Genomic DNA, 22,104 nt, shown 5'->3' on the forward strand with positions numbered 1-22,104 from the left:
ATAAACGTCAATCGGGCATTCTTATGGATGTTCATTCGGTTGGCTTCTTTGAGAACTGGGGGTTTGGCGATTTCCAGTTTCTCAAATCCAATCCGAATGAACCAGAACAACCTATTGAAACATCACAGCTAGGCCTGCGCATTCCAGGTACCCACGTCCCGGGCCTGCTCACCGCCGGCACCTTCATCAAAGGGGGCGACAGGCAGTTCGTCTACACCTCGCGCAAACTGCAAACCATCGTGATCGAACTGGCCGGAAATGACTGGACCCGCCTGGTGATCGGCGTGCCGGATGCGCGCGCCGAGGCGGCGCGGATCAACGCGTGCGTCGCCCGCCGCCGCTAGCATACCCGGCAGGACCAGGCTCAATGCGACATCCGGGCGTCGGCAGGGTGCCTGTGGAATGTCCGATTGAGCCGCCAGTCGTCCTTCGAATGCCTGCAAACCCGAGTGACCGCGGGAGCGGAAATGCCGGCAAGCGAAGCGGCAGATAGGACTGGCGTGACCTTCTGTCCATGGACCAGGCCGTCGAAGGAAAATCTTATGAAAGCGGTCAGTGGCGGCCAGCAGCCAGCGGCCGGAATCGCTCATCCGGCCTCGCGCCGCTGGACACAGCGGTGCGCTGCTCATGTCGTCGGAACGGTACCGCCGTCTATCACATACTCGGCTCCGGTAATAGAGGCGGCGAGAGGTGAGGCAAGGAATGCAATCAGGCTTGCCACCTCCGCTGGCGTGGAGGGCCGGCCTATTGGGATGCCTCCGATGCTGTCCATGATGATCGCCTTGCCCCCGTCGATGTCGGTGCCTGCCTGTTGTGCCAGCCGCTCCGCAAGTGCGACCGATGCTTCAGTTTCGACCCATCCCGGCGAAACGCGGACCACCCGTACACCCTTGGGAGATATCTCCTTCGAGAGGCTCTTGCTATACGTCGACAGTGCAGCCTTCGCAGCCGCATACGCCGTCGTCGCATCCGGCAGCGGCAATTGGCTCTGTATGGAGGTCACGTGAATGATTACACCATGCCGTTGTTCCAGCATGGCGGGGATCAGCGCGCGGTCCAGCCGGACTGCCGGGAAGAGATTGAGATCCAGCTCCCTGCGCCACGCTTCCTCCCCGAGGACGGCGAACCCGCCGCCATGTGACGAGGAGCCGCCCACCACGTGGACGATGATGTCGACATTGCCCCAATGCGACCCGACTGCATCGACTACCGCTTCACAGCCGTCGACGGTGGCCAGGTCGGCTGCGACAAACAGGCATGACGGCATGTCCGCGGAGTGCACCCGCGCCGTGGTGATTACGTCCGCGCCCAGTTCGATGAACAGATCGACGACTGCTCTGCCGACACCCTTGGTGCCGCCGGTGACCAGGACACGTTTACCTTGCAGCGCCAGATTCAGGGACATTATCGGATCTCCAGCGAACGGATCCTGTTGTCGGCCAGCTGGAACACATGGTTCAGCTGTACCGGGCTGCCCGGGAATTCTCCCGCAACCCTCGTCAGCACGGTAACACGCTGGTTATCGCGCTCGACGTGCAGGAGCTCCACGAAGTAGCTGAACTTCTGTCGGGCGTCGTGCTGCCAGGACGTGATCGCCTGAAGCCCGCGATGCGTGTGTCCTTCGTCTATCACTATCGCATCCGCGGAAAAGCAGCCGGACAGGCGGGCAATCTCCGCGCCGTTGCTGACGGCGAAATAAGTCTCGATGGATTCGGGCAATGAAAGATGCATGGTGTTGCCTCCTGCGGTTGATGTACTTACGGAAGTGAAGCGGTCGCACGCTTGCGACTGCTGCGCTGAACTTGCCGGATGCCCGGTCCGAAGTGCCGGTGACGGTGGCCGGGCGCGGTCCTTCCAATCTAGTTACAATCGTTTATCCCTACAAGCGGGATAAACCGGGATGCCTCATTTTGGAAAGCGGGACAATGTACAGACCAGGACTTAACGACCTGGAGGCAGTCATCGCCGTCGCGCGCAGAGCTTCATTTCGGACGGCGGCACTGGACCTCGGGATGTCGACCACCGCCCTGAGCAGCGCGGTGGGAAAGCTGGAGGCGAAACTCGGCGTGCGCCTGTTCAACAGGACAACACGCAGTGTTGCGCTGACCGAGGCCGGTCGCCTGTTCATCGAGCGGGTTTCCCCTGCCCTGCAGGACATCAACGACGCCATGGAGGCGGTGAAGGCGCAGCAGGTGACGCCGGCGGGGACCTTGCGAATCAACGCCTTCACCACCGCGGCACGCGAGATCCTGTCGCCGATGGTGCTCACTTTCTTGCGCCGCCATCCGCAGGTGCATGTCGATCTCGTCACCGAAGGGCGCCTGGTCGACATTGTGGCGGAAGGATTCGACCTCGGCGTGCGGGTCGCTGACCTCGTACCCAGCGACATGATCGCCGTCTCGCTGGGCAGGCCGCAGCGCCACGCCGTGGTCGGATCGCCGCAATACTTCAGCCGGCACGCCAGGCCGCGCGTCCCCGACGACCTCTTGCAGCACCGGTGCATTCGCGTGCGCCTGCCGAACGGGATGCTGTATCGATGGCGCTTCGAGAAGGGCGGCAAGGAAGCTCAGATCGATGTCAACGGACCGATCACGCTCGATGAGGCCAGCCTCGCACGCATTGCGGTGCTGGAGGGTGTCGGGCTGGGTTTCTTCATGGAGCAGGACTTGCGGGCCGATATCCAGGCCGGGCATCTCGTGCGGGTGCTGGAAGACTGGACGCCGGCATTTGCCGGCCTGTGCCTGTACTACCCCGGCAGACGTCACGCCTCGGCCGCGATGAAGGCCTTTGTCGAGCTGGCCCGCGAGCACGCTGCGTCTTCGCCTCATTGAACCGCCGACAGCGCCGGCTGTCTGGCCGCTTCGGGGGCGGCAGGCGACGGGCGGCCAGAACCGCCCGTTCGTGGGCGACAGGTTTCCGGCGGCACACAGGTGAAGCAGAGACCCGGCAAGACGCCCGGCTTTCAGTTGCCGGACGGCGTCGGAGGGAGCCGTCAGGCTCCCTGCTTGATCGCGGCCAGCTGTTCCCGGATGATGCGTTCTGCATCTTCGGGCGGCAGGTCGATGCCGCCCATCAGAGGGCGCACCTCGATGCAACAGGGCTGGCCAGGGAACGGCGCCGGAAACCGCTGCGCCCATGCCAGCGCTTCGTCGTGCGACGGCACCTCGATCAGCGTGTAGCCGGCTATCAGTTCCTTGGCCTCGGCGAAGGGACCGTCGATGACGCGCGCCTGACCGGCCGCGTCGTACTGCACGCGAAATCCCTGACTGCTCGGCTGCAGCCCGGCACCATCGAGCAGCACGCCGGCCTTGGCCATCTCGTCATGGAAGGCCATCATGCGCTGCACGAGCGTAGGGTCGTCAGGGAAGTCGCCGGCCTCGCTCATTGCGGTGGCGCGAACCTGGATCATATAACGGGGCATGGAAGTCTCCTGAAATGGTTACCTTGCACGACGAATGACGGCGGCGAATTTCGACACGCCCTGAGCTTTCCGGGCAGCGCAACTCCGGCCGGCAGCGTCAGGGAGGCGAGATTGGAGCGTCACTTTATCAGCGCAGGCGAGAGGTACATGAAGATGAATTGGGGGTTCGCTTATGAGGAATGATGAGATCAAAGCCGTTTTTGATGGCCAGGCGGCTGGCTACGACAAGCAGTGGGCACGGATGTCCCCTGTTCGCGACGGTTTGCATTTTCTTCTTGGTTCTGTTTTCGCTGATTTACCAGGCAATGCCCGGATCCTTTGCGTGGGTGCGGGCACCGGCGTGGAAATCGCCTATCTGGCCAAACATTTCACGGGGTGGACGTTTACCGCGGTTGAACCGTCGGGTCCGATGCTTGACGTGTGTCGACAGCGGGCAAGCGATGAGGGGTTCTTTTCGCGCTGCCACTTCCATGAGGGCTACCTTTCCTCGCTTCCCGCCGGTGATTCGTATGACGCGGCGACGTGTTTCCTGGTGTCGCAGTTCATTCTGGATCGAGGAGAGCGCATACAGTTCTTCCAGGGGATTGCGGATCGGCTCGTAGCGGGCGGCCTTTTGGCAAGTGCTGATCTTGCGTCCGATGTTGATTCAGCCTCGTACCCGGATATTCTGCGGGTCTGGATTCGCCTGATGTCTTCTGCCGGAGTGCATCCGGAGATCCTGGAGAAAACGCGCGCGGCTTACGCCAAAGACGTTGGCATCATGCCGCCAGCGCAGGTGGAATCGATCATCCTATCCGCGGGCTTCTCGTCATCGGTGCACTTCTATCAGGCAGGCCTGATGCACGCCTGGTACTCACGACGAGCAGGATGAGCGGCGCCTAAGCATTTGCCGCAGGCTGGGCCGTATTGCGACGAGATGCGCCCTGAGACGGCCGCCGGGCTTACTTCGATATCAGGCGCGCCGACGCCGGAGTCGTACCGTGAATGTCGTGCCTTCGCTTATGGGAGAGGCGGCGCGGCAGGCACCATGAGTCCGCGGCATGCAGTGGGCGCAGTGCGTCTACCCATGCATATGAGCATCCCGATATGACAGTTGTTGGGATACGAAGCCATTGAACGCCCTCAGCAACGGGACATACCTGGCGCTGTCCCGTTCAAGCTGCATCAGCGCATGACACGTGGCTTCCAGCGTGGATAGCTGATGCGCGCCGTGTGCCTTGCGGATGAAGTACTGCGACGCCGGCGTATCGCTCAGGGCGAGACGCGGCAGCGATCGCAGCATCGGATTGGCGCCGAGCATCTTGCGGCTCTTGCGCCATGTCCCGTCGAGCACCACCAGGCGCAGCTTCTCCGGCTCGGCCCAGGGCACATCCGCCGGTGTGGCCGGGCGCGCCTTGCTTGCGCCTTCCGGCGTATCCGGGTAGAGCAGAACGGCGTGCCTGCGGTGTGCCCCCGGCGTGAACGGCGAGTGCAGCAGCGTTCGTAAATCCGGCTCGTCAAACACTTCGCCGACCACCAGGCGGCTGTCCGGCAAGCTCAGATGCAGCAGGCGCGCGCTTCCTTTTGCCTGCTCAACTTCCAGCGGGTGTTGCAGGATCAGTACTTCAACCGTATGGGCGATCGGGGTGCACCAGTGACAGATGCAGGTGCGTTGCGGCCGCATGCAGCGGTCGCAGACAGGGCGTTTGGTTTGATTCATGGGGTTCCGGCATTAGGGACGGTCGTCGTCATGGCACGGGACTAAGGGCGGACGCAAGTCAGCCCGACCGCCCGGGGCCGCGGAAATTCTCATGGCGTGGATGGTAACAAGGTATGCGAAGCCCGCCATCGCCGGACGTGAATTTCGGGCCCCCGGTGGGGCACCAAACGATCGGCAGCGAACTTCGGTACTACCGGCAAACGTCGTAGAATCGGCGTATGGAACACAGCAGCCACAAAGCACAACAGGTATTCTGGCGGGACGCGTCGATGCCGTATGTCGAGGCGCGGTCCGTGCAGTACGGGGGCGAACTGCGCTATGCGCGTCACTGGCACGAGACTTTCTCGATTGGCATCATCACGGACGGGCGTAGCAGCTATGTCAATGGCACGAGCGCCGAGATCGTGGAAAAAGGGACGCTCGTGGTGATAAACCCGGGCGACATCCACGCGTGCAATCCGCTTGACGGGACGCCCTGGTCATACCTGATGTTTTACTTCGACAAGGTGTGGTTCGGACGATTGCAGGCCGAGTGGAGAGGTGATACGGACGAGACTTTTCGTCCTTACACGACGGCCGCCGTGCAAGCAACGCATCTCGCCCGCGCCGGCGAGCAGTTGTTCGCCGCTTTGACCGATACCGAAAGCAGCCGATTCACCAGGGAAGTCAGTGTCATCGACTATGCTGCCCGGCTGGCGGGCGAACTCGCGCCAGGCTCGTCGGCGCCTCTCGACGCCGGCCCAAAAATAGAGTGGGCCGCCAGGTATATCGATGCGAATTATGCGGAAGCGCTACGCCTCGACGATATATGCGCTGCCGTCGGCCTCTCCTCGTCGTATCTCATCCGCGCTTTCAAGAAGCGCTACGGCGTGGCGCCCCACGAGTACCAGACCAACCGGCGCATTCAGCACGCCCAGGCGCGGCTGAGGGAAGGGCTTCCGATCTCGCAGGTGGCATTGGAAACGGGGTTCGCGGACCAGGCCCATCTTCAGCGGACGTTCAAGCGCCTCACGGCGGCAACGCCGGGTCAATACCGGGGCTGAAAGGAACTTCAGCTCGTCATCAGATACACCACGCTCAGCACGATCGTCACCGCCATTGCCCGATTGAAGATCCGGACGCGGGCGGCGTTCCGCAGATAGTTCTGCAAGAAGCTGCCGGCCCATGCCCAGCTTGCGATCGACAGGTAACAGATGACGAAGTAGACGGCAGTGAACAGCCAGACAGCCGATGCATCGCCGCCGGATGCATACGTGCCCATGCCGGCCACCGAAGCGAGCCAGGCCTTGGGGTTGAGCCACTGCATGGCCGCGCCCTGGCTTATCGAGGGGCGTTTCGACGCCGACCCCGGGTCCAGTTCGCCCGAGTCACTCGCCAGCCGCCAGGCCATGTACAGGAGAAAAACGGCGCCCGCCCAGCGAATCGCATCCGTTACTTGCGGCCACTCGACGATGACTTCATGGAGGCCGATCCCGGTGAGGAGTAACAGCGCCGAAAAGCCGACTGTCGCACCCGTGACGTGGCGGAGGCTGGCGGAGAAGCCGTAACGCGCGCCGCTGCTGAGCGCGACAATGTTGACCGGCCCCGGGGAGATTGACGCGGCCAGGGCAAAGGCCGCCATGGAAGCAATAAGGCTCATCGAAGTTGCCATGTGAGTGAAAGACATGGCACACGATACCGGCGACGGGTTCAGTCGTATTGAAGAAAATTACCCTGTTTCTCGAGCCATGCCATCAACCCGGCAGCCGTATCGACCTTGCGTCCTGGCGCCTGGCGGACGGCATTTTGGCAGTTTGTAAACAGCGGGGGCGCGTACATTATCCGCAGCTGAGCAAGGCGGGCTTGACTGCTCCGCACTCGCAGTTTAAAAGTGATTGCTCAACTGAATGCCGGTCAAGGAGCTTGAGATGCAGTATCCCAGTATCGCCTCTGCCTACGATGAACTGGCCGAACAGTGGCTGGACGATCGGTTCAGTCGCATTGATGGCGTTGACCAGCACAGGCGTGCTCTCGGATTCCTCGACGGTGGCCCCGGCGGCTTCGCACTCAACGCTGGCTGCGGGTGCAATACGCGATTCAACCCGCTCCTGCATGCGAGAGGACTGCAAATCGAGGCCGTCGATATCTCTCCGCGCATGGTGGCCCTGGCCAGGGCGGCCGATCCGGCGGTGACTGTTCATCTTGCCGACGTCTGTACATGGCAGCCCCCGCGTACATATCGCTTCATCTCCGCGTGGGACAGCATCTGGCATGTCCGACTGGCACAGCAACGGCCGCTGATGCTCAAGCTGCTGAATGCCCTGGACGCCGGAGGCGTATTCATCTTCTCCGCCGGAGGGCTTGACGAAGCCCAGGAACATTTCGATTCCTCGATGGGGCCGAAGGTCTGCTACAGCACCCTTGGCATACCCGGCCTGCTCGATGTCATCAAGGACGCGGGTTGCGTTTGCAGGCATCTCGAGCTTGATCAGCACCCGCAGAAGCATCTCTGCATGATCGTCCAGCGAATCGGCTGATAAACGCAGCGCAGCCGGCAACATCCTTCATATGAGCGGTGGTTCGCAGGCGCTTCGCGCCGCCTGCCGCCGGTCGATGCCCAGGTGACGCCCTGCCATATGCAATGGGGCTTTCCGGGAGTCGTCATGAATCTGCAATGTGCGACAGAAACCATCCAACGCCGGATCGCCGCCAGGCGCCCTTAGCGCTGCGCGACCGGTACGGTCACGCAGCGCCGGCGCAGCCTACTTGCCTGCCTTCGCCGACGGGAAGAATACCTGCTGACCATCGACCCTGAAGGAGGCGATCAGCTTCTGTCCTTCATCCGACGTGATCCAGTCGATGAGCTGCATCGCGCCCTTGTAATTGATGTCCTTGTACTTCTGCGGGTTGACCGCGATGATGCCGTACGGGTTGAACATCTTCTGGTCACCCTCGACCACGATGGCCAGGCCGGTTCTGGCCCGGTACGCGATGTAGGTTGCCCGGTCCGTCAGGGTATAGGCCCTCAATTCGGCGGCCATGTTGAGTACTTCACCCATGCCGAGGCCTGCCGACACGTAGGCGGGTCCCTGCGGCTGGCTGCCGACCTGCTTCCAGTAGCCTTTTTCCATCTGGTCGGTGCCGGAGTTGTCGCCACGGGAGATGAATTTGGCCTTGCTGTCGACGATCTTCTTCATCGCGGCGAGCACATCGGTGCTGCCCTTGATGCCGGCCGGATCGTTTTCCGGGCCGACGAGGATGAAATCGTTGTACATGACGTCGCGGCGATTGACGCCATGGCCTTCGGCGACGAACTTGTCCTCCGAGGCGCGGGCGTGGACCAGGGTCACGTCCACGTCGCCGTTCTTCGCCAGCTCCAGCGCCTTGCCGGTGCCGACGGAAATCACGTTGACCTTGACCTTCGCCCTGGCCTCGAACTTCGGCAGCAGGTACTGCAGCAGGCCCGAGTTGTCGGTGCTCGTCGAGGTCGACAGCTTGACGACCTGCTGCGCCAGCGCGGGAGACGCGGCAGCCAGCAGGAAGCCCAGCAGGGCAAGGTTGTTCTTCAGGTTCAGCATCGGGTCACTCCTCTCGATTGAATACGTTCCTTCGCAAAATCTTCTGGCGTGGCGTACGCGACATGCACTTCAGCAGGCACTCCGGTCGCCCGCGCCGCTGCACCATGCTCCGGGATCGGGATACAGGGGAACGTACCGTCTGAGATGTTCATATTCAGAGTTTCAGGGGGGCTTACCATAGCACACCGACATTCATCTCAGGGAAGGTCCGCGCTTTCGTGCTACGCGTTCCGCACGCCGTAGCGAGGATCGCCAGAACAAGGTGCGCGAGGAACCCTGAGAGTCCCCCGGCGCAACGCGCGAATGGATGACGATGCCACCGCACCGCTCCCGGCTTCCGGCTTTGTTATAACGGCAACGAACCTTTTCCAAAGCCATCATCTCCAACCCTCGCATCCCATCGACGCTCCCCCCGGGCCGGGACTTCCTTGGGTACAGTCTCACCTTTGGGAAGAAGCGGAACGAGAGATGGCGACAGGCAGCGACAAGGAAGATTTACTGAACAAACCCGAAGACGTGCAGGGAGGCGGCCAAAGCAGTGGCCGACCGTCTGAAGGAGAGCTGGAAGGAAATGCGTACAACCCCCTGGGGAATCCGGGAATCAGGCACTGGCAGGCGAGCCAGATCTCCCGCCCGGGGCTGGAGGAACGCGGCAACATCTTCTTCGCCGCCGTCGAAATGACACGAATGCCGATGGCGGTGACGGACCCGAACCAGCCCGATAACCCCATCGTCTTCGTCAACCGCGCCTTTCTTGATCTCACCGAATACCGCGAGGAGCAGGTGCTGGGCCGCAACTGCCGTTTCCTGCAAGGCGAGGAAACGGATGCCAGGACCGTCGCCGAAATCCGCAAAGCCGTGAATGAACAGCGCGCGGTAGCCGTCGACATCCTCAACTACAAGGCCGGCGGCAAGACCTTCTGGAATGCATTGTTCGTGGGACCGGTGTTCGATGAGCAGGGCAAGCTGCTGTACTGGTTTTCATCGCAGATGGATATCACCCGGCGCCGCATATCCGAGCAATCCTTCCTGCAGGCGCAGAAGATGGAAGCCATCGGCCAGCTCACCGCCGGACTCGCCCATGACTTCAACAACCTGCTGCAGGTCATCACCGGCAATCTCGAGCTGGCCGTCACCTCGCTCGACGACAGGCAGGCAAGCCGTGAAGCCATCGAACACGCGATGATGGCGGGCGAAAAGGCCGGAAAGCTCACTCAGCAGCTTCTCTCTTTCGCCCGGAAGCAGCGTCTCGAGCCGCGACGGCTCAACCTGAACACGCTGGTCGTGGAGTTCAGCGAAATGCTGGTCAGGACACTGGGTGACAAGATCGACCTTCACCTGGACCTCAAGCCCGGCCTGCCCGCCTGCACGCTCGACGCCACCCACATGGAGATGTCGCTCCTGAACGTGCTGATCAACGCTAGGGATGCGATGCCGAACGGCGGAAAGGTCACGGTGGCGACCTCCGTCATCAACGACAAGGACAGGATCGAGGCGCACAATCTCTCGCCCGGCATGTATGCGGTCATCTGCGTCATCGACCGTGGAGAAGGCATGACGCCGGAAGTCGTGAGACGCGCCACGGAGCCGTTCTTCACCACCAAGAGTCCAGGCACGGGCCTCGGTCTGGCGATGGTGCACGGCTTCGTCCAGCAGTCGCATGGACGGCTCGAGATCGACAGCGCGCCGGGCCAGGGAACGACGATCCGCATGATATTCCCGGTCGCCGGGCGGCCTGCTCCGGAGGGCAATGGGCAGCGCGAGGAGGACAGGCTGAACTGGAGTACCGAGGCGATTCTCGGCAAGCATACGGTCATGGTCGTGGACGACAACCATGATGTGCGGGAACTGGCCGCCGGACACTTGCGCAAGCTCGGGTATCGCGTCCTGACCACGCAGAGCGGCGAAGAGGCATTGGAACTGCTGGAGCGATACGGCGGCGTGGACCTGCTCTTCACCGACATCATCATGCCCGGCGGGATGAACGGCCTGCAGCTCGCTGAGCGCGCGCGGGAGCGCCACCCCGATCTTCCCGTGCTGCTTGCGACAGGCTATATGGACGAGCTGCCCCGCGCGAATGTCGCCACGGCCTCGATGACCACCCTTGTCAAGCCGTATCGGGTGTCGGACCTGGCGGAGGAGGTGCGGACCTCCTTGCTGAAACGCGTGCCGACCCAGGAACCGGACGGCTTCCGCCATGAGGGATAAGCATGCGGCAAGCCACATCCTCATCGTTGATGATGAGGATGCCATTGCGTACGTATTCCGCCGCTATTTTGAACTGCACGGATTTCGTGTCTCGGTGGCGGACGACGGAGAAAGCGCGCTCGCGTTCGTCCGGAGCGACCCGATCGACGCCCTGGTCACGGACTTTCGCATGCCCGGCATGAACGGCCAGGAGCTGATCGCACGGCTGCGACAGGCCGATCCGCATCTGCCGGCCTTGATCGTATCGGGCTACGGCAACGAGATCAGCGCAAGCCTTCCCGGCGTTCGCATTCTGGGCAAGCCAGTCGATCCTGCCTATCTGGTTGCCTGCGTGAGAGAGATGCTTGCCGACGCCGCGACAGTCCGGGGTTTGCAGGGTATGGCAGATTAGGCGCGTCGCGTCAGCGGCTTTGAATTGCCTGGGAGATGTCCGGCTCTTGCAAGTGACAGGGAATAAGCTTTCCCGGCCGGCCCCCCTGTCCACGCCTGTCCATGCGTGCGTGATCGACTACACTGCATTGAGTAGGCCGCGGTGGCCGCCGCGCTCGCCGCCGGTGCGCGGTCCGAGCAGGAGATCAGCACGCATGCCTGGGGCAGGCTGGCGCCGATGGCCGATCCCTTCGGCCACGGGTTCTGCCTGATCCAGTTCGTCGGACGCGGCTATGACGAGGTCGCTACGCCGCGAACACCGGCGTCACCGTCAGCACCTTGACTTTCTGCACCGGGTCGTGGAGCACGTCCGGATCGGTCCGGTAGTTCCAGTAGCGCTCATAGGCGAACTCGACATCCTGGATGGTGCTGCAGCCGGCGAAAGGGCTGTCGGGATTGCGGGTGTCGACGGTTTCGCTGCGGGTCTCGCCGAAGCGGCACGGGGTCGAACTGACGTCGACGGTAATCGCCAGGACTTGAAATTCCATGTCGGCTCCTGTTCCGAAAACCCGACTGTAGCAGCACGGCGGCCAGCCCCATGCGATGCCGCTCAAGCCCCGGCCATGCCTGCGCCGCCCAGCATCAGCGCCAGCTCGCCGCTGTCGATCAGCCGCTGCAGTTCGGCCGCGCCGCCGATCAGCACGCCGTTGACGAAGACCATGGGAAAGGTCGGCCAGCCGGTCCACATCTTCAGCGCGTTCCGCCGCCGCCACTGGCTGAAATAGCTGCCGTACCCGAGGTAGCGGTAGGGCGCGCCGATCGCGTCGAGTGCCCGCCTCGCCTTGCGCGGGAAGGGGTTCTGCGCCATGCCGACCACCACCACCCGGTTGGCGGCGACGGCGGCTTCGACCTCCTGCACGATGTCGGCATGATGGCCGGCGAGCCGGCTGCGGATGGCGGGATGGACGCGGGATTCGTCGAGTATCGGGCGCGGCATGATGGCTCCTTCAGGAAAGCGATCATTCTACTCACGCGGCGCCGATACCGCGCGTCCGTTGGCATCCGGCAAACACTGAAAATTGGCTGCAACCCGCATGGATATTGAGTAGAATGAGGACTACTGTATGTTTGAACAGTAGTCCTTGGGAAAGAATTCTGCCGCTCCCGTGGACACAGACAGGAGGTATCCATGTTCAAGACAGGCACAAGCGTGGGCGCCGGCCGCTGGCCGAACCGGCGTGCACACCCCGATCACTGGCACAAGCCGCTGCGCGGCCAGGTGATCGACATCTGCGACGTGCGCGCCTGGGCCAACACCATCCATTTTCCGGAAGACGTGCCGCACGCAGGGGAAGTGATGACCGTGGCGCTGCGCCTCAAGCATGAAGGCAAGCTGCAGGGTCTGGTGCCGGTGAGCTGGGATTTCGGCGGGCACCAGCGGGTATTCTGGGAAAAGGAGGCCGCGCTGCGCGCCTACGAGGAAGACGTGGTGCTGTGGCGCGCGGCCAGGGCGATGCGGCTCGATGAGATCGAGCATCCGCGGCGCCGCCGCCCGCGCGACATCCGGGAATTCCTGCCGCAACAGCAGCAGCACCTCGCGCTGGGCTGAGCGTCTTTCGTCTGTCAGGCGACCGTCTCGGTATCGGACGCCTGCTCGAGCGCCGCCAGCGTCTGCTGCGCCAGCAGACGGAAAGCCTTCGCCTGGTCGGCGTGTTCGCTGCCGGCGCGCAGTGCCTGTTCCAGCGCGGACGCATCCTCGGCCAGGCGCAGCGCGCCGACATTGGCAGCCATCCCCCGCATTTCATGCATGACCGCCGCCATCGCGCCGCGGTCTCCTGCCTCGCTTGCCGCCGCGAAGCGTTCGAGCCCGTCCTTCAGGCTGTGCGCCATCATGCGCAGTACCCGCTGGTAGAGGTCGATGTCGCCGCCGAGCCGCTCCAGCGCGGCCGCCGTGTCGAAGCCGGGAATGGCCGGCGCATGCGCGTGCCGGCTCTGTTCCTGCCTGTTGCCGCCGGCCGCCGGCAGCCAGCGTGACAGCGCGCGATAGAAGGCGGCCGGGTCGATCGGCTTGCTGACATGATCCTGCATGCCGCTGGCGAGGCACTGTTCCCTCTCGTCGGCGACGGCATGCGCGGTGATCGCCAGCACCGGCAGGCCATCGAAACGCGGATCCATGCGCAGCCTGCGGGTGGCTTCGTGTCCGTTCATCTCGGGCATCTGTATGTCCATCAGCACGAGATCCCAGGCATCCGGGCCCGCGGCGAGCAGCATGTCGAGCGCAATCGCGCCGTTGCCCGCCACCGTCACCTCGATGCCGGCCGCCTGGAGCATCGCCTCGGCGATTTCCTGGTTCACGTCGTTGTCTTCGACCAGGAGCACGCGGCGGCCGGCGAACTGCGGAACGGCTTCCGGCGTCAGGGGAGCGAGCCCGCCGCTTTCCGGCCTGGGCAGGGCCGGCGCCTGCGCGCGACCGAGCCGCAGCTCGAAGCTGAAACAGGAACCGGTCCCCGGGCTGCTCCGTACGCTGATGGCGCCGCCCATCATTTCCACGAGGCGGGTGCTGATGGCCAGGCCGAGGCCGGTGCCGCCATAGCGGCGGGTGGTGGACTCGTCGGCCTGCGTGAAGGGCTCGAACAGCCGCGCCTGCTGCTCGGCCGTCAGCCCGATGCCGGTATCCTCGACGGCGAAGCGCAGCATGACGCCCGACGCGTCTTCGCCGACCGGCGCGCAGCTGACCCGGACCGAGCCGCGCGGCGTGAACTTGATCGCATTGCTGGCCAGGTTCACCAGCACCTGTCCCAGGCGCAGCGGATCGCCCTGCAGCCATTCCGGCACGCCGTCGTCGATTTCGATCAGGTAGTCGAGTCCCTTGTCGCCGGCGCGCTGGCCGGTGACGTTGGCCAGGTTGGTGAGCACGTCGCGCAGCGAAAAGTCGACCCGCTCCACGCGCATCTTGCCGGCCTCGATCTTGGAGAAATCGAGGATGTCGTCGATGATTCCCAGCAGCGAGACCGAGGCGCGGTGAATCTTTTCCACGCAATCGCGCTGCATGCCGGTCAGGCCGGTGCGCAGCGCCAGCCAGGCCATGCCGACCACCGCATTCATCGGCGTGCGTATCTCGTGGCTCATGTTGGCCAGGAAGGCCGACTTCATCTGCGAGGCCTGCTCGGCGTCTTCCTTGGCGCGCTTGAGCGCGCGCTCGTGTTCGCGCAGCTCCTGGTTGATCAGCGACAGCTCGGTGGTGCGCTCGGCCACCCGGCGCTCCAGCATGCGTTCCGATCGTTTCAGGCTGTCCACCAGCTGATGCTGCGCATATTCCTTGTCGCGCCGGATCTGGTTGAAACGGTCCGCCAGGGTCAGCGACAGCAGCAGCATCTCCAGCGCCGAACCGATCTGCATGCCGTAGATGCCGACCGCGCTCGGGATGCCGGGCACGCCGGCGCCGCGCAGCGCGGTGAGTATCGCCGCCACCATCAGGCAGCTGAAGGCGAGCAGGAAAAAGCGCGCGCTGCGCTGGCCCTTGCGCATGGCGGCGATGCCGATGATCAGCGCCAGCAGCATGTTGGCCACGTCCAGTGCGATGCCGGCCACGATCAGCCGATGCACCGGCAACAGCGAAAAGCCGACGATCTGCAGCAGGTTCAGCACCAGGAATACGGAGATGACGCGGTCCAGCACCGGCACCGAGACCCGGGTCGCGAGCAGGCTGCGCTGAAAGACCAGCAGGGTGACGCCGGTCAGCGCGAAGCCGAACATGCAGGAGACGGTCTGCCAGCGCGGCGAGTCCGGCCACAGGAACTGGAAGCCGACGCCGCCGAAGCCGAGGATGGACAGCGCATTGGCGGCGACGAAGGCGACGTAGCACAGATAGGTGCGGTCGCGCAGCGACACGAACAGCAGGAAATTGAACAGGCCCAGCGCCAGCATCATGCCGAAGTAGAGCGACTGTCCGATGTATTCGAGCAGGCTGCGGCGGGCGAAGCTCTCCGGCTCCCACAGGCGGGCGGGGATGGACAGCGAGCCTTCCGAGCTTACGCGCAGATAGAAGGTCTGGTGCGAGCGCCCGGCGAGCCGCAGCGGGAAGACGAAGTTGCGATGGTTGTAAGGGCGGGATGCGAAGGGCAGCGCTTGGCCGGTCGCGACCATGCGGTAGCCGTGCTCATCGGGAATGAAGAGCTGCACCGAATGCAGTTGGGGGAAGGCGATCTCGAGCAAGCGGTCCAGGTCCGCCACGCCGGGATTGCCGAGCGTGATGCGCAGCCAGACTGTTGCGCGGGTCAGGCCGAGGGCCAGGGTGTCGCCGTCGCTGCCGGACGGCGAGAAGCGGCGGTCGAGCTGGGGCGTGGTGACGTCTTCCACCGTCCATTTGCCCTCGGGATCGATCAGCACGTCCCAGTACGGCGTGAGGGTCACCGGTTTTTCCCCGCTGTCGGGATCCACCCGCAGGCCGCTCGCCGCCGCCGGCAGGCAGAGACAGATCCACAGCAGCAGTGCCGCCCAAGAGCGTAACCAGGATACGGAAGTGCACATCGGATTTGCAGCGCGGCCGCCAGGGGCGGACAGAATTGCTGAAGGGAAAATACTGATCGTAGCAGCAGCGGCGGCGGTGAGAAAGAGATTTCCGCGTATGTTGACTACTGGTTATCCAACGCGTGCACAGAGCCGCAGAAAAGCCTTGGCAAGCGGACAAGGGCAACGTATCTTGTTGATAAAGGGAAATATTTCAGCCCCGACGAGGCGTACACAGGAGGCAGCGATGAGCGTCGGAATCCGAATCAGCAGCGCCTGCCGCATTCTGCTTTCCGCGGAATTCTTCATGGCGCGCCGCCCGGTGCTCGACCGGCGCCAGCGCCTGTTCGCGCATGAGCTGGTGTTCTGCGCCGTGGAAGAGGGGGCGGCGGGGACGGACGGCGACGCCGGGGGCGCAAGCGGTCCCGCGGTGATCGAGGATGTGTGCCGCCACGGCCTGCCGCGGGTGCTCGGCGACCTCCCGGGTATCGTGCGGGTCGGCGAGGCCGCTGTCCTCAGCGACGTCATCCTGCAGTTTCCCGCCGCGCTGACGATGCTCGAGCTGTGCCCGGACCGGCTTCCATCGCCGGCACTGCAGGCCCGCTGCGAACAGCTGGCGGCGGCGGGCTACTGCTTCGCGCTGCGCGGCGAGGGCGACGGCGCCTCCCTCGAGACGCTGCCGGCGCCGGCGATGATCATCGTGGACATCGGCGGCAAGGACGATCAGGTACTGAAAGCATGCATCGACCGCTGGCGGCCTCTCGGCACGCAGGTCTGCGCGGCCGGCGTCGACACGCGCGAGCAATACCGCCGCTGCCTTGCGCTCGGCTTCGACTGCTTCCAGGGATATTTCTTCACCGAGCCCGAGCTGCAGCAGGGCAAGGGATTCGCGCCTTCCCAGCTGGCGATCGTGGAATTGCTGGCGCTTCTCGCGACCGACGCCGACGAAGCGCTGGTGGAGCGGGTCATCAAGGCCAACGTGCCGCTCAGCCTCAGCCTGCTGCGGCTGGCCAATGCGCCGGCCTTCACCACGCACCCGATCGATTCCCTGCGGCAGGCCATGATGGCGCTCGGCCGCAACCAGCTGCAGCGCTGGCTCCACATGTTGCTCTACGAGGAGACCCCGGGCCGCGGCTCGCCGGTGCAGGCGCTCGGCTCCCTGGCCGCGGCGCGCGGCCGCCTGATGGAGCTCGCCGCGCAGGCGCTGATGCCGGGTAATCGCGGCGTCGCCGACACCGCTTTCACGGTCGGCATCATGTCGCTGATGGACACGCTGTTCGGCATGCCGATGGAAGACATCCTGCGCGAGGTGAAAGTCGTGGAAGAGGTGCGCGACGCGCTGCTGCAGCGGCAAGGCCTGCACGGAAAACTGCTGAACCTGGCCGTTGGCGCCGAAAGCCTGCGGCACCCGGAGCAGCTGCGCGCCGCCGCCCGGGAAGCAAGGCTGTCGTGCAACGACCTCTACCTGCTGCAGCTGGCCGCGTTCGAATGGAGCGACCATGCCGGCCGCATCCTGCACGAGCCGAACTAATCCGCCGCCGCCGGCGTCCTACAGGGGTTAGCAACCATCGCCTGCAGGAAAACATGATGCCGCTCTTGCGCCTCATTCCCGCATTGATGCTAGCCGGCTGCGCCGCCGCGCCAGCCGGTCCTCCATTCACCCTCCATCCCGGCGACCGCGTCGGTCTGCTGGTCGAAGCCGGCGACATGCCGGTACATACCCATTACGAGTCCGACGGCCGCAGCGCCGGCCGCATCGCGCGCGCCTATCCGTATGACTGGCAACTGGACAACGCCGTCGCGGCAACGGTGCAGCGCGAGCTGACTCAGGCCGGGTTCAGCGTGGTCGACCTGGAAAGCCAGGGTCTGCGCCATGACGACCTGGCGGGGCTGATCGGGCCGGCCGGCCGGCAGTGGCAGCCGTCCGCCGGGCCGCTGTATGAGGGCTTGCGGGCCCAGGGCGTGCGGGCGGTCGTGCTGGTGAAGGACGCGCGGACGCTCGCCGTGCAGGACTGCAGCGGCGGCCCCTGCGACCGTGTCGCCGAAGGGCCGGGCGTGTACAGCAGCAGCACCAACGGCGTGACCAGCTGGCGCGCCGTCTCCGGTTTCCAGTGGAATGTCTTCCTGCTCGATCCGCCGGGCGACCTGGCGACAGCGCCGCCGCTGCGCGATACCCTGCGGGCGCCGTCGGTGCCGCTGTATGGCGCCGTCAGGCCCGGCCAGGGCGCCGCGCCGACCGAAGCCGAACTGATGGCCGTGCGCGACAAGGTACTGGAGTATGTCGAAGCGACCGCCGAGGACGTGGTGCTGGCGCTCGGCGGACGCCGCACGGTGACGCAGGCTGCCGCGCCCGTGCCGGGCGGCGGGGAAACAAGCTCGGGACGCTAGCCGCGCCCTCGATTCGACCGGTCCCGGCGCGACACCCATGCGTTGTCGCGCAAATAGAATCGCAGCGGCCGCTGCGCCCATTCCCCCGCGTAGTCGACCCCGATACGGGGCGCGGCGACGATTTCCGGCGCATCCCGCCCTCCCGGATCCTCGATGAACAACAGATCGCCCGACAGGTCGAGGCCGTCGAAGGAGCGGTCGATGCCCATCGCCCTGCACAACAGCCCGGGTCCGCGCGTGTTGCCCGCAATGCCGGACAAGGGCTCCAGCGCCCTCAGCAGCACGGCGGCGCCGTGGCCTTCCGGCTCGGTCACCACGTTGAGGCAGTGGTGGATGCCGTAGATGAGATAGACGTAGGCATGGCCCGGCGGTCCGTACATCACGCGCGTACGGGCGGTGACGCCCTTCGACGAATGCGAGGCGAGATCATGGGCGCCGACATAGGCTTCCACCTCGACGATGCGCCCCCGGCGCTCGGCGCCCGTGCCGCGGCGCACGAGATGCATGCCGAGCAGCTCTCTTGCCACGGTTTCCGTATCGCGGTCGTAGAAGTCGCGCGCCAGCTTCATGACTGATCCATTCCCTTGTTGCCGCCGCTACCAAGTGTCGATGAAGCGGCGCGGCTTGCGCGCGGCATCCGGCGGCACCGAGCGCAGGCCGCGCAGCAGCCACTGCCGCGATTCGGCCGGGTCGATCACGTCGTCGATCTCCAGGAAGGAAGCCATGTTGATCGCCTTTCCCTTCTCGTAGGATTCCGCCACCATGCGCTCGAACAGTTTCTGGCGCTCGGCCGGATCGGCGACCGCTTCAAGCTCCTTGCGGTAGCCGAGCCGCACCGCGCCCTCCAGGCCCATGGCGCCGAATTCGCCGCTCGGCCAGGCGATGGTGAAGAAGGGCGCATGGAAGCTGCCGCCCGCCATGGCCTGCGCGCCCAGCCCGTAGCCCTTGCGCAGCACGATGGTGAACATCGGCACCGACATGCCGGCGGCGGTGACGAACATGCGCGACACATGGCGCACCATCGCCGTCCTTTCAGCGTCCGGCCCGACCATGAAGCCGGGCGTGTCGCACAGGGAAACGAGAGGCAGGCCGAAGCCTTCGCACAGCTGCATGAAGCGCGCCGCCTTGTCGGCGGCATCGGCATCGATCGCGCCGCCGAGGTGCGCCGGATTGTTGGCGATCAGGCCGAAGGGACGGCCTTCGATGCGGACCAGCGCGGTGACGATGCCGCGCCCGAACTCGCTCCGCAGTTCCAGCACCGAGCCGGTATCGGCCAGCGTCTCGATCACGCGGCGGATATCGTAGACGCGCAGCCGGTTTTCCGGAATCAGCTGGCGCAGCCTGCGCTGGTCCGCCGCTTCCCATTCGCCGATGCTGCCCTGGAAGTAGGACAGGTACTGTTTCGCCACCCGCACCGCTTCTTCCTCGTCGCGTACCACCACGTCGATCACGCCGTTGGGCGACTGCATGCTCACCGGCCCGACTTCCTCCGGCGCGTAGACGCCGAGCCCGCCGCCTTCGATCATCGCCGGGCCGCCCATGCCGATCGTCGCGTTGCCGGTGGCGATGATGACGTCGCAGCAGCCGAGCAGCGCCGCATTGCCGGCGAAGCAGCGGCCGGAGACGATGCCGACGCGCGGCACCACGCCCGAGAGCCGCGCGAAGGTGAAGAAGGACATGCAGTCCAGGCCCGCCACCAGCATGGCGTCGGTATCGCCCGGACGCCCGCCGCCGCCCTCGGCGAACAGCACCACCGGCAGCCGCCACTGTTCGGCCAGCTGGAACATGCGGTCGGTCTTCTTGTGGTTCATCATGCCCTGCGTGCCCGCGAATACCGTGTAGTCATAGGACAGCAGCATGCAGCGCGACTTGTCGTCGCCGAACAGCGCGCCATTGACGCTGCCGATGCCGGCGACCAGGCCGTCGGCCGGACTGATCGCGACCAGTTCGTCCAGCGGCCGCCGGCGCCGCTGGGCGGCCAGCGCCAGCGCGCCGTATTCGATGAAGCTGCCTTCGTCGCAGAGGTCGGCGATGTTCTCGCGCGCGGTGCGCTGCCCGGTCTTGCGGCGGCGGGCGACCGCGTCCGGCCGGCGGTGGTCGAGGCCGATCTCGTGACGTTCCCGGACTTCCGCCAGATCGGCGCGGATCGCGTCGGGATCGGCTGATTCGTCCTGCGCCGCCGCGCCCGCTTCGCTGTCCTCAACCGGCTCCAGAAACAGCAGCGGCTGCCCATGCGCCAGCACCTCTCCCTTGCGCGCGGCGATCCTGCGCACCACGCCGGCGGTTTCGGCATGGGCGACATGTTCCATCTTCATGGCTTCGAGCACCGCGACCGGCTGGCCGGCGCGCACCGTCTCGCCCTCGGACACGTCCACCGACACCACGCTGCCCTGCATCGGCGCCGTGAGCGCGACGGTGCCCGGCGGCGCCGCCTCCCGCCTGTCCTGCGCCGCCGCCGGCGCGGCACCTGCCTCCGCATGCAGGCGCGGGTGGGCACCGCCGACCGGCTCCAGCAGGGCCGCGACGTGTTCCTCGACAAAGCGGGTGTGGACGCGGTTGGCGATGACATCGGGACGTGTCAGCAGGTTCTGCAGGAAGCCGATGTTGGTGTCGATGCCCTCGATCCGGAATTCGCACAGCGCGCGATAGGCGCGGGTGAGCACATCCGGATATCGTTCCGAGGGATGGCTGGCGATGAGCTTGGCCAGCAGGGAATCGAAGCCCGGATGCGTGGCATAGCCGGCGTAGCCGTAGCCGTCGACGCGGATGCCGGGGCCGGACGGCGGTTCGTAGGCATCGATGCGACCGCCCGCCGCCACCGCGTTGCCTTCCTCATCCATGGTCTCCATGTTGATCCGCAGCTGCACCGCATAACCGCGGGGCGCGGGAATCTCATGCTGGGTCAGGCCGAGTTCGGCCAGCGTCGCACCGCCGGCGATGCGCAGCTGCGCCTGCACCAGGTCGATCCCCGTCACCTGTTCCGTCACCGTGTGTTCGACCTGCAGCCGCGGATTGGCCTCGATGAAGAAGAACGGCGCGTCGGCGTCATGCCGGGAAGCGTCGACCAGGAATTCAAAGGTGCCGAGGCCCGCATAACCGACCTGTGCCGCCATGCGCAGCGCGGCCTGCAGGATGCGCTCTCGCAGCGCGCGCGGCAGGGATGGGCTGGGAGCGATTTCCAGCAGCTTCTGATGCCGCCGCTGCAGCGTGCACTCGCGCTCCCAGCAGTGGCTGACCGCGCCGCTGCCGTCGCCCAGCACCTGCACCTCGATATGCCGTGCCGCCGGCAGCAGCTGTTCCACGTACAGCTCGCCGTTGCCGAACGCGGCCTGCGCCTCCGAGCGGCAGCGCTGGAAGGCGGCGGCCACTTCGTCCGCCTTCAGCACCGCGCGCATGCCGCGCCCGCCGCCGCCGGCGATGGCCTTGATCATCATGCCGCCGCCTCGCAGCGAGGCGAGGAAATGCTGGGCCTGTTCCAGCGTCACCGCTTGGTTGATCCCGGCCGGCACCGGCACGTCCGCCCGCTGCGCGAGCGCGCGCGCCTGCGCCTTGTCGCCGAAGCAACGCAGCACCTCCGGTGCCGGGCCGACGAACCGGATGCCGGCTTCGGCGCACAGTTCGGCGAACCCGGCGTTCTCGCTCAGGAAGCCGTAGCCGGGATGGATCGCGTCGCAGCCTGCCTGCCTGGCCAGCTCGACGATCTGCTTCCCGTCCAGGTAGGCGCGCGCGCCGCGCCCGCTCAGCGGCAGGGCGCGGTCGGCCTTGCGCACGTGAAGCGAGGCCGCGTCGTCTTCGGCGTGGACGGCGGTGCTGCGGATGCCGAGTTCGGCGGCGGCGCGGGCGATGCGGATGGCGATCTCGCCGCGGTTGGCGATCAACAGGGAAGTGATGGGCATGATGCTGGATAGACTTTCATCGTTTCGGGTGGCGCCCCGCGCGCTCGGCGCGGGGCG

The 22,104-nt window shown here is 65.2% G+C and carries 22 protein-coding genes; 11 read left to right on the forward strand and 11 right to left on the reverse strand.

Annotated features, from left to right (window positions below; genetic code table 11):
- Nucleotides 1-23 precede the first annotated feature (23 nt).
- Nucleotides 24-344, forward strand: a complete 321-nt coding sequence (locus NCCP691_RS00005) for a hypothetical protein (protein WP_238482269.1) — start codon at nucleotides 24-26, stop codon at nucleotides 342-344.
- Nucleotides 345-625: 281 nt separating this feature from the next.
- On the opposite strand, the gene NCCP691_RS00010 is transcribed toward NCCP691_RS00005, so the two are convergent.
- A complete protein-coding gene (locus tag NCCP691_RS00010) occupies nucleotides 626-1,405 on the reverse strand; it encodes an SDR family oxidoreductase (protein ID WP_220806180.1) in 780 nt (259 codons plus the stop codon).
- Complete coding sequence (locus NCCP691_RS00015; RefSeq protein WP_220806181.1) at nucleotides 1,405-1,731, reverse strand: nuclear transport factor 2 family protein; 327 nt, start codon at nucleotides 1,729-1,731, stop codon at nucleotides 1,405-1,407. Before NCCP691_RS00015 ends, NCCP691_RS00010 begins: the two co-directional genes overlap by 1 nt.
- A gap of 194 nt (nucleotides 1,732-1,925) precedes the next feature.
- Between NCCP691_RS00015 and NCCP691_RS00020 the strand changes: the two genes are divergently transcribed.
- On the forward strand, nucleotides 1,926-2,831 hold the full coding sequence (locus NCCP691_RS00020) for a LysR family transcriptional regulator (protein WP_220806182.1): 906 nt from the start codon (nucleotides 1,926-1,928) through the stop codon (nucleotides 2,829-2,831).
- 161 nt (nucleotides 2,832-2,992) lie between these two features.
- On the opposite strand, the gene NCCP691_RS00025 is transcribed toward NCCP691_RS00020, so the two are convergent.
- On the reverse strand, nucleotides 2,993-3,421 hold the full coding sequence (locus NCCP691_RS00025; RefSeq protein ID WP_220806183.1) for a YciI family protein: 429 nt from the start codon (nucleotides 3,419-3,421) through the stop codon (nucleotides 2,993-2,995).
- A 172-nt stretch (nucleotides 3,422-3,593) separates the two neighbouring features.
- Here NCCP691_RS00025 and NCCP691_RS00030 point away from each other — a divergent pair, with 172 nt between their 5' ends.
- Nucleotides 3,594-4,292 (forward strand): class I SAM-dependent methyltransferase, encoded by a 699-nt coding sequence (locus tag NCCP691_RS00030; RefSeq protein WP_220806184.1) that lies wholly within the window; start codon nucleotides 3,594-3,596, stop codon nucleotides 4,290-4,292.
- Between the two features lie 189 nt (nucleotides 4,293-4,481).
- On the opposite strand, the gene NCCP691_RS00035 is transcribed toward NCCP691_RS00030, so the two are convergent.
- A complete protein-coding gene (locus tag NCCP691_RS00035) occupies nucleotides 4,482-5,120 on the reverse strand; it encodes a tRNA-uridine aminocarboxypropyltransferase (protein WP_220806185.1) in 639 nt (212 codons plus the stop codon).
- Between the two features lie 218 nt (nucleotides 5,121-5,338).
- Here NCCP691_RS00035 and NCCP691_RS00040 point away from each other — a divergent pair, with 218 nt between their 5' ends.
- A complete protein-coding gene (locus tag NCCP691_RS00040; protein ID WP_220806186.1) occupies nucleotides 5,339-6,163 on the forward strand; it encodes an AraC family transcriptional regulator in 825 nt (274 codons plus the stop codon).
- A gap of 8 nt (nucleotides 6,164-6,171) precedes the next feature.
- Here NCCP691_RS00040 and NCCP691_RS00045 read toward each other — a convergent pair whose 3' ends face one another.
- On the reverse strand, nucleotides 6,172-6,759 hold the full coding sequence (locus NCCP691_RS00045; RefSeq protein WP_220806187.1) for a LysE family translocator: 588 nt from the start codon (nucleotides 6,757-6,759) through the stop codon (nucleotides 6,172-6,174).
- A 268-nt stretch (nucleotides 6,760-7,027) separates the two neighbouring features.
- Here NCCP691_RS00045 and NCCP691_RS00050 point away from each other — a divergent pair, with 268 nt between their 5' ends.
- Nucleotides 7,028-7,636: a class I SAM-dependent DNA methyltransferase gene (locus NCCP691_RS00050; RefSeq protein ID WP_220806188.1), complete on the forward strand. Its 609-nt coding sequence runs from the start codon at nucleotides 7,028-7,030 to the stop codon at nucleotides 7,634-7,636.
- 225 nt (nucleotides 7,637-7,861) lie between these two features.
- On the opposite strand, the gene NCCP691_RS00055 is transcribed toward NCCP691_RS00050, so the two are convergent.
- The gene (locus tag NCCP691_RS00055; protein ID WP_220806189.1) at nucleotides 7,862-8,677 is read right to left on the reverse strand and encodes an ABC transporter substrate-binding protein; all 816 of its coding nucleotides are present in this window, start codon (nucleotides 8,675-8,677) and stop codon (nucleotides 7,862-7,864) included.
- Nucleotides 8,678-8,980: 303 nt separating this feature from the next.
- On the opposite strand from NCCP691_RS00055, the gene NCCP691_RS00060 reads away from it, so the two are divergent.
- The 3 genes from NCCP691_RS00060 to NCCP691_RS00070 all read left to right on the forward strand — a co-directional run bounded on the left by NCCP691_RS00060 (nucleotide 8,981) and on the right by NCCP691_RS00070 (nucleotide 11,597).
- Nucleotides 8,981-10,885, forward strand: coding sequence for a histidine kinase famiy protein (locus tag NCCP691_RS00060; RefSeq protein WP_238482246.1), 1,905 nt, complete (start codon nucleotides 8,981-8,983; stop codon nucleotides 10,883-10,885).
- On the forward strand, nucleotides 10,875-11,276 hold the full coding sequence (locus NCCP691_RS00065) for a response regulator (RefSeq protein ID WP_220806190.1): 402 nt from the start codon (nucleotides 10,875-10,877) through the stop codon (nucleotides 11,274-11,276). Before NCCP691_RS00060 ends, NCCP691_RS00065 begins: the two co-directional genes overlap by 11 nt.
- A 141-nt stretch (nucleotides 11,277-11,417) precedes the next feature.
- Nucleotides 11,418-11,597, forward strand: a complete 180-nt coding sequence (locus tag NCCP691_RS00070) for a VOC family protein (RefSeq protein WP_220806191.1) — start codon at nucleotides 11,418-11,420, stop codon at nucleotides 11,595-11,597.
- Here the strand turns inward: NCCP691_RS00070 and NCCP691_RS00075 are convergent.
- A complete protein-coding gene (locus NCCP691_RS00075; protein ID WP_220806192.1) occupies nucleotides 11,560-11,802 on the reverse strand; it encodes a hypothetical protein in 243 nt (80 codons plus the stop codon). The two genes, NCCP691_RS00070 and NCCP691_RS00075, sit on opposite strands and share 38 nt — an antisense overlap.
- Nucleotides 11,803-11,864: 62 nt before the next feature.
- Nucleotides 11,865-12,251 (reverse strand): glutaredoxin domain-containing protein, encoded by a 387-nt coding sequence (locus NCCP691_RS00080; protein ID WP_220806193.1) that lies wholly within the window; start codon nucleotides 12,249-12,251, stop codon nucleotides 11,865-11,867.
- Between the two features lie 192 nt (nucleotides 12,252-12,443).
- Here NCCP691_RS00080 and NCCP691_RS00085 point away from each other — a divergent pair, with 192 nt between their 5' ends.
- On the forward strand, nucleotides 12,444-12,863 hold the full coding sequence (locus tag NCCP691_RS00085; RefSeq protein ID WP_220806194.1) for a hypothetical protein: 420 nt from the start codon (nucleotides 12,444-12,446) through the stop codon (nucleotides 12,861-12,863).
- 14 nt (nucleotides 12,864-12,877) lie between these two features.
- Here NCCP691_RS00085 and NCCP691_RS00090 read toward each other — a convergent pair whose 3' ends face one another.
- Nucleotides 12,878-15,784, reverse strand: coding sequence for a hybrid sensor histidine kinase/response regulator (locus NCCP691_RS00090; protein ID WP_220806195.1), 2,907 nt, complete (start codon nucleotides 15,782-15,784; stop codon nucleotides 12,878-12,880).
- Nucleotides 15,785-16,010: 226 nt separating this feature from the next.
- Between NCCP691_RS00090 and NCCP691_RS00095 the strand changes: the two genes are divergently transcribed.
- Entirely contained in the window at nucleotides 16,011-17,294 is a 1,284-nt protein-coding gene (locus NCCP691_RS00095; RefSeq protein ID WP_220806196.1) for an EAL and HDOD domain-containing protein, read from the forward strand.
- A 53-nt stretch (nucleotides 17,295-17,347) separates the two neighbouring features.
- A complete protein-coding gene (locus NCCP691_RS00100; RefSeq protein WP_220806197.1) occupies nucleotides 17,348-18,151 on the forward strand; it encodes a hypothetical protein in 804 nt (267 codons plus the stop codon).
- On the opposite strand, the gene NCCP691_RS00105 is transcribed toward NCCP691_RS00100, so the two are convergent.
- Entirely contained in the window at nucleotides 18,148-18,720 is a 573-nt protein-coding gene (locus NCCP691_RS00105; RefSeq protein ID WP_220806198.1) for a DNA-3-methyladenine glycosylase, read from the reverse strand. The two genes, NCCP691_RS00100 and NCCP691_RS00105, sit on opposite strands and share 4 nt — an antisense overlap.
- Before the next feature lie 27 nt (nucleotides 18,721-18,747).
- Nucleotides 18,748-22,047: an acetyl-CoA carboxylase family protein gene (locus tag NCCP691_RS00110; RefSeq protein ID WP_220806199.1), complete on the reverse strand. Its 3,300-nt coding sequence runs from the start codon at nucleotides 22,045-22,047 to the stop codon at nucleotides 18,748-18,750.
- Nucleotides 22,048-22,104 lie beyond the last annotated feature (57 nt).

This window comes from Noviherbaspirillum aridicola, from assembly GCF_019656455.1.
GTDB lineage: Bacteria > Pseudomonadota > Gammaproteobacteria > Burkholderiales > Burkholderiaceae_D > Noviherbaspirillum > Noviherbaspirillum aridicola.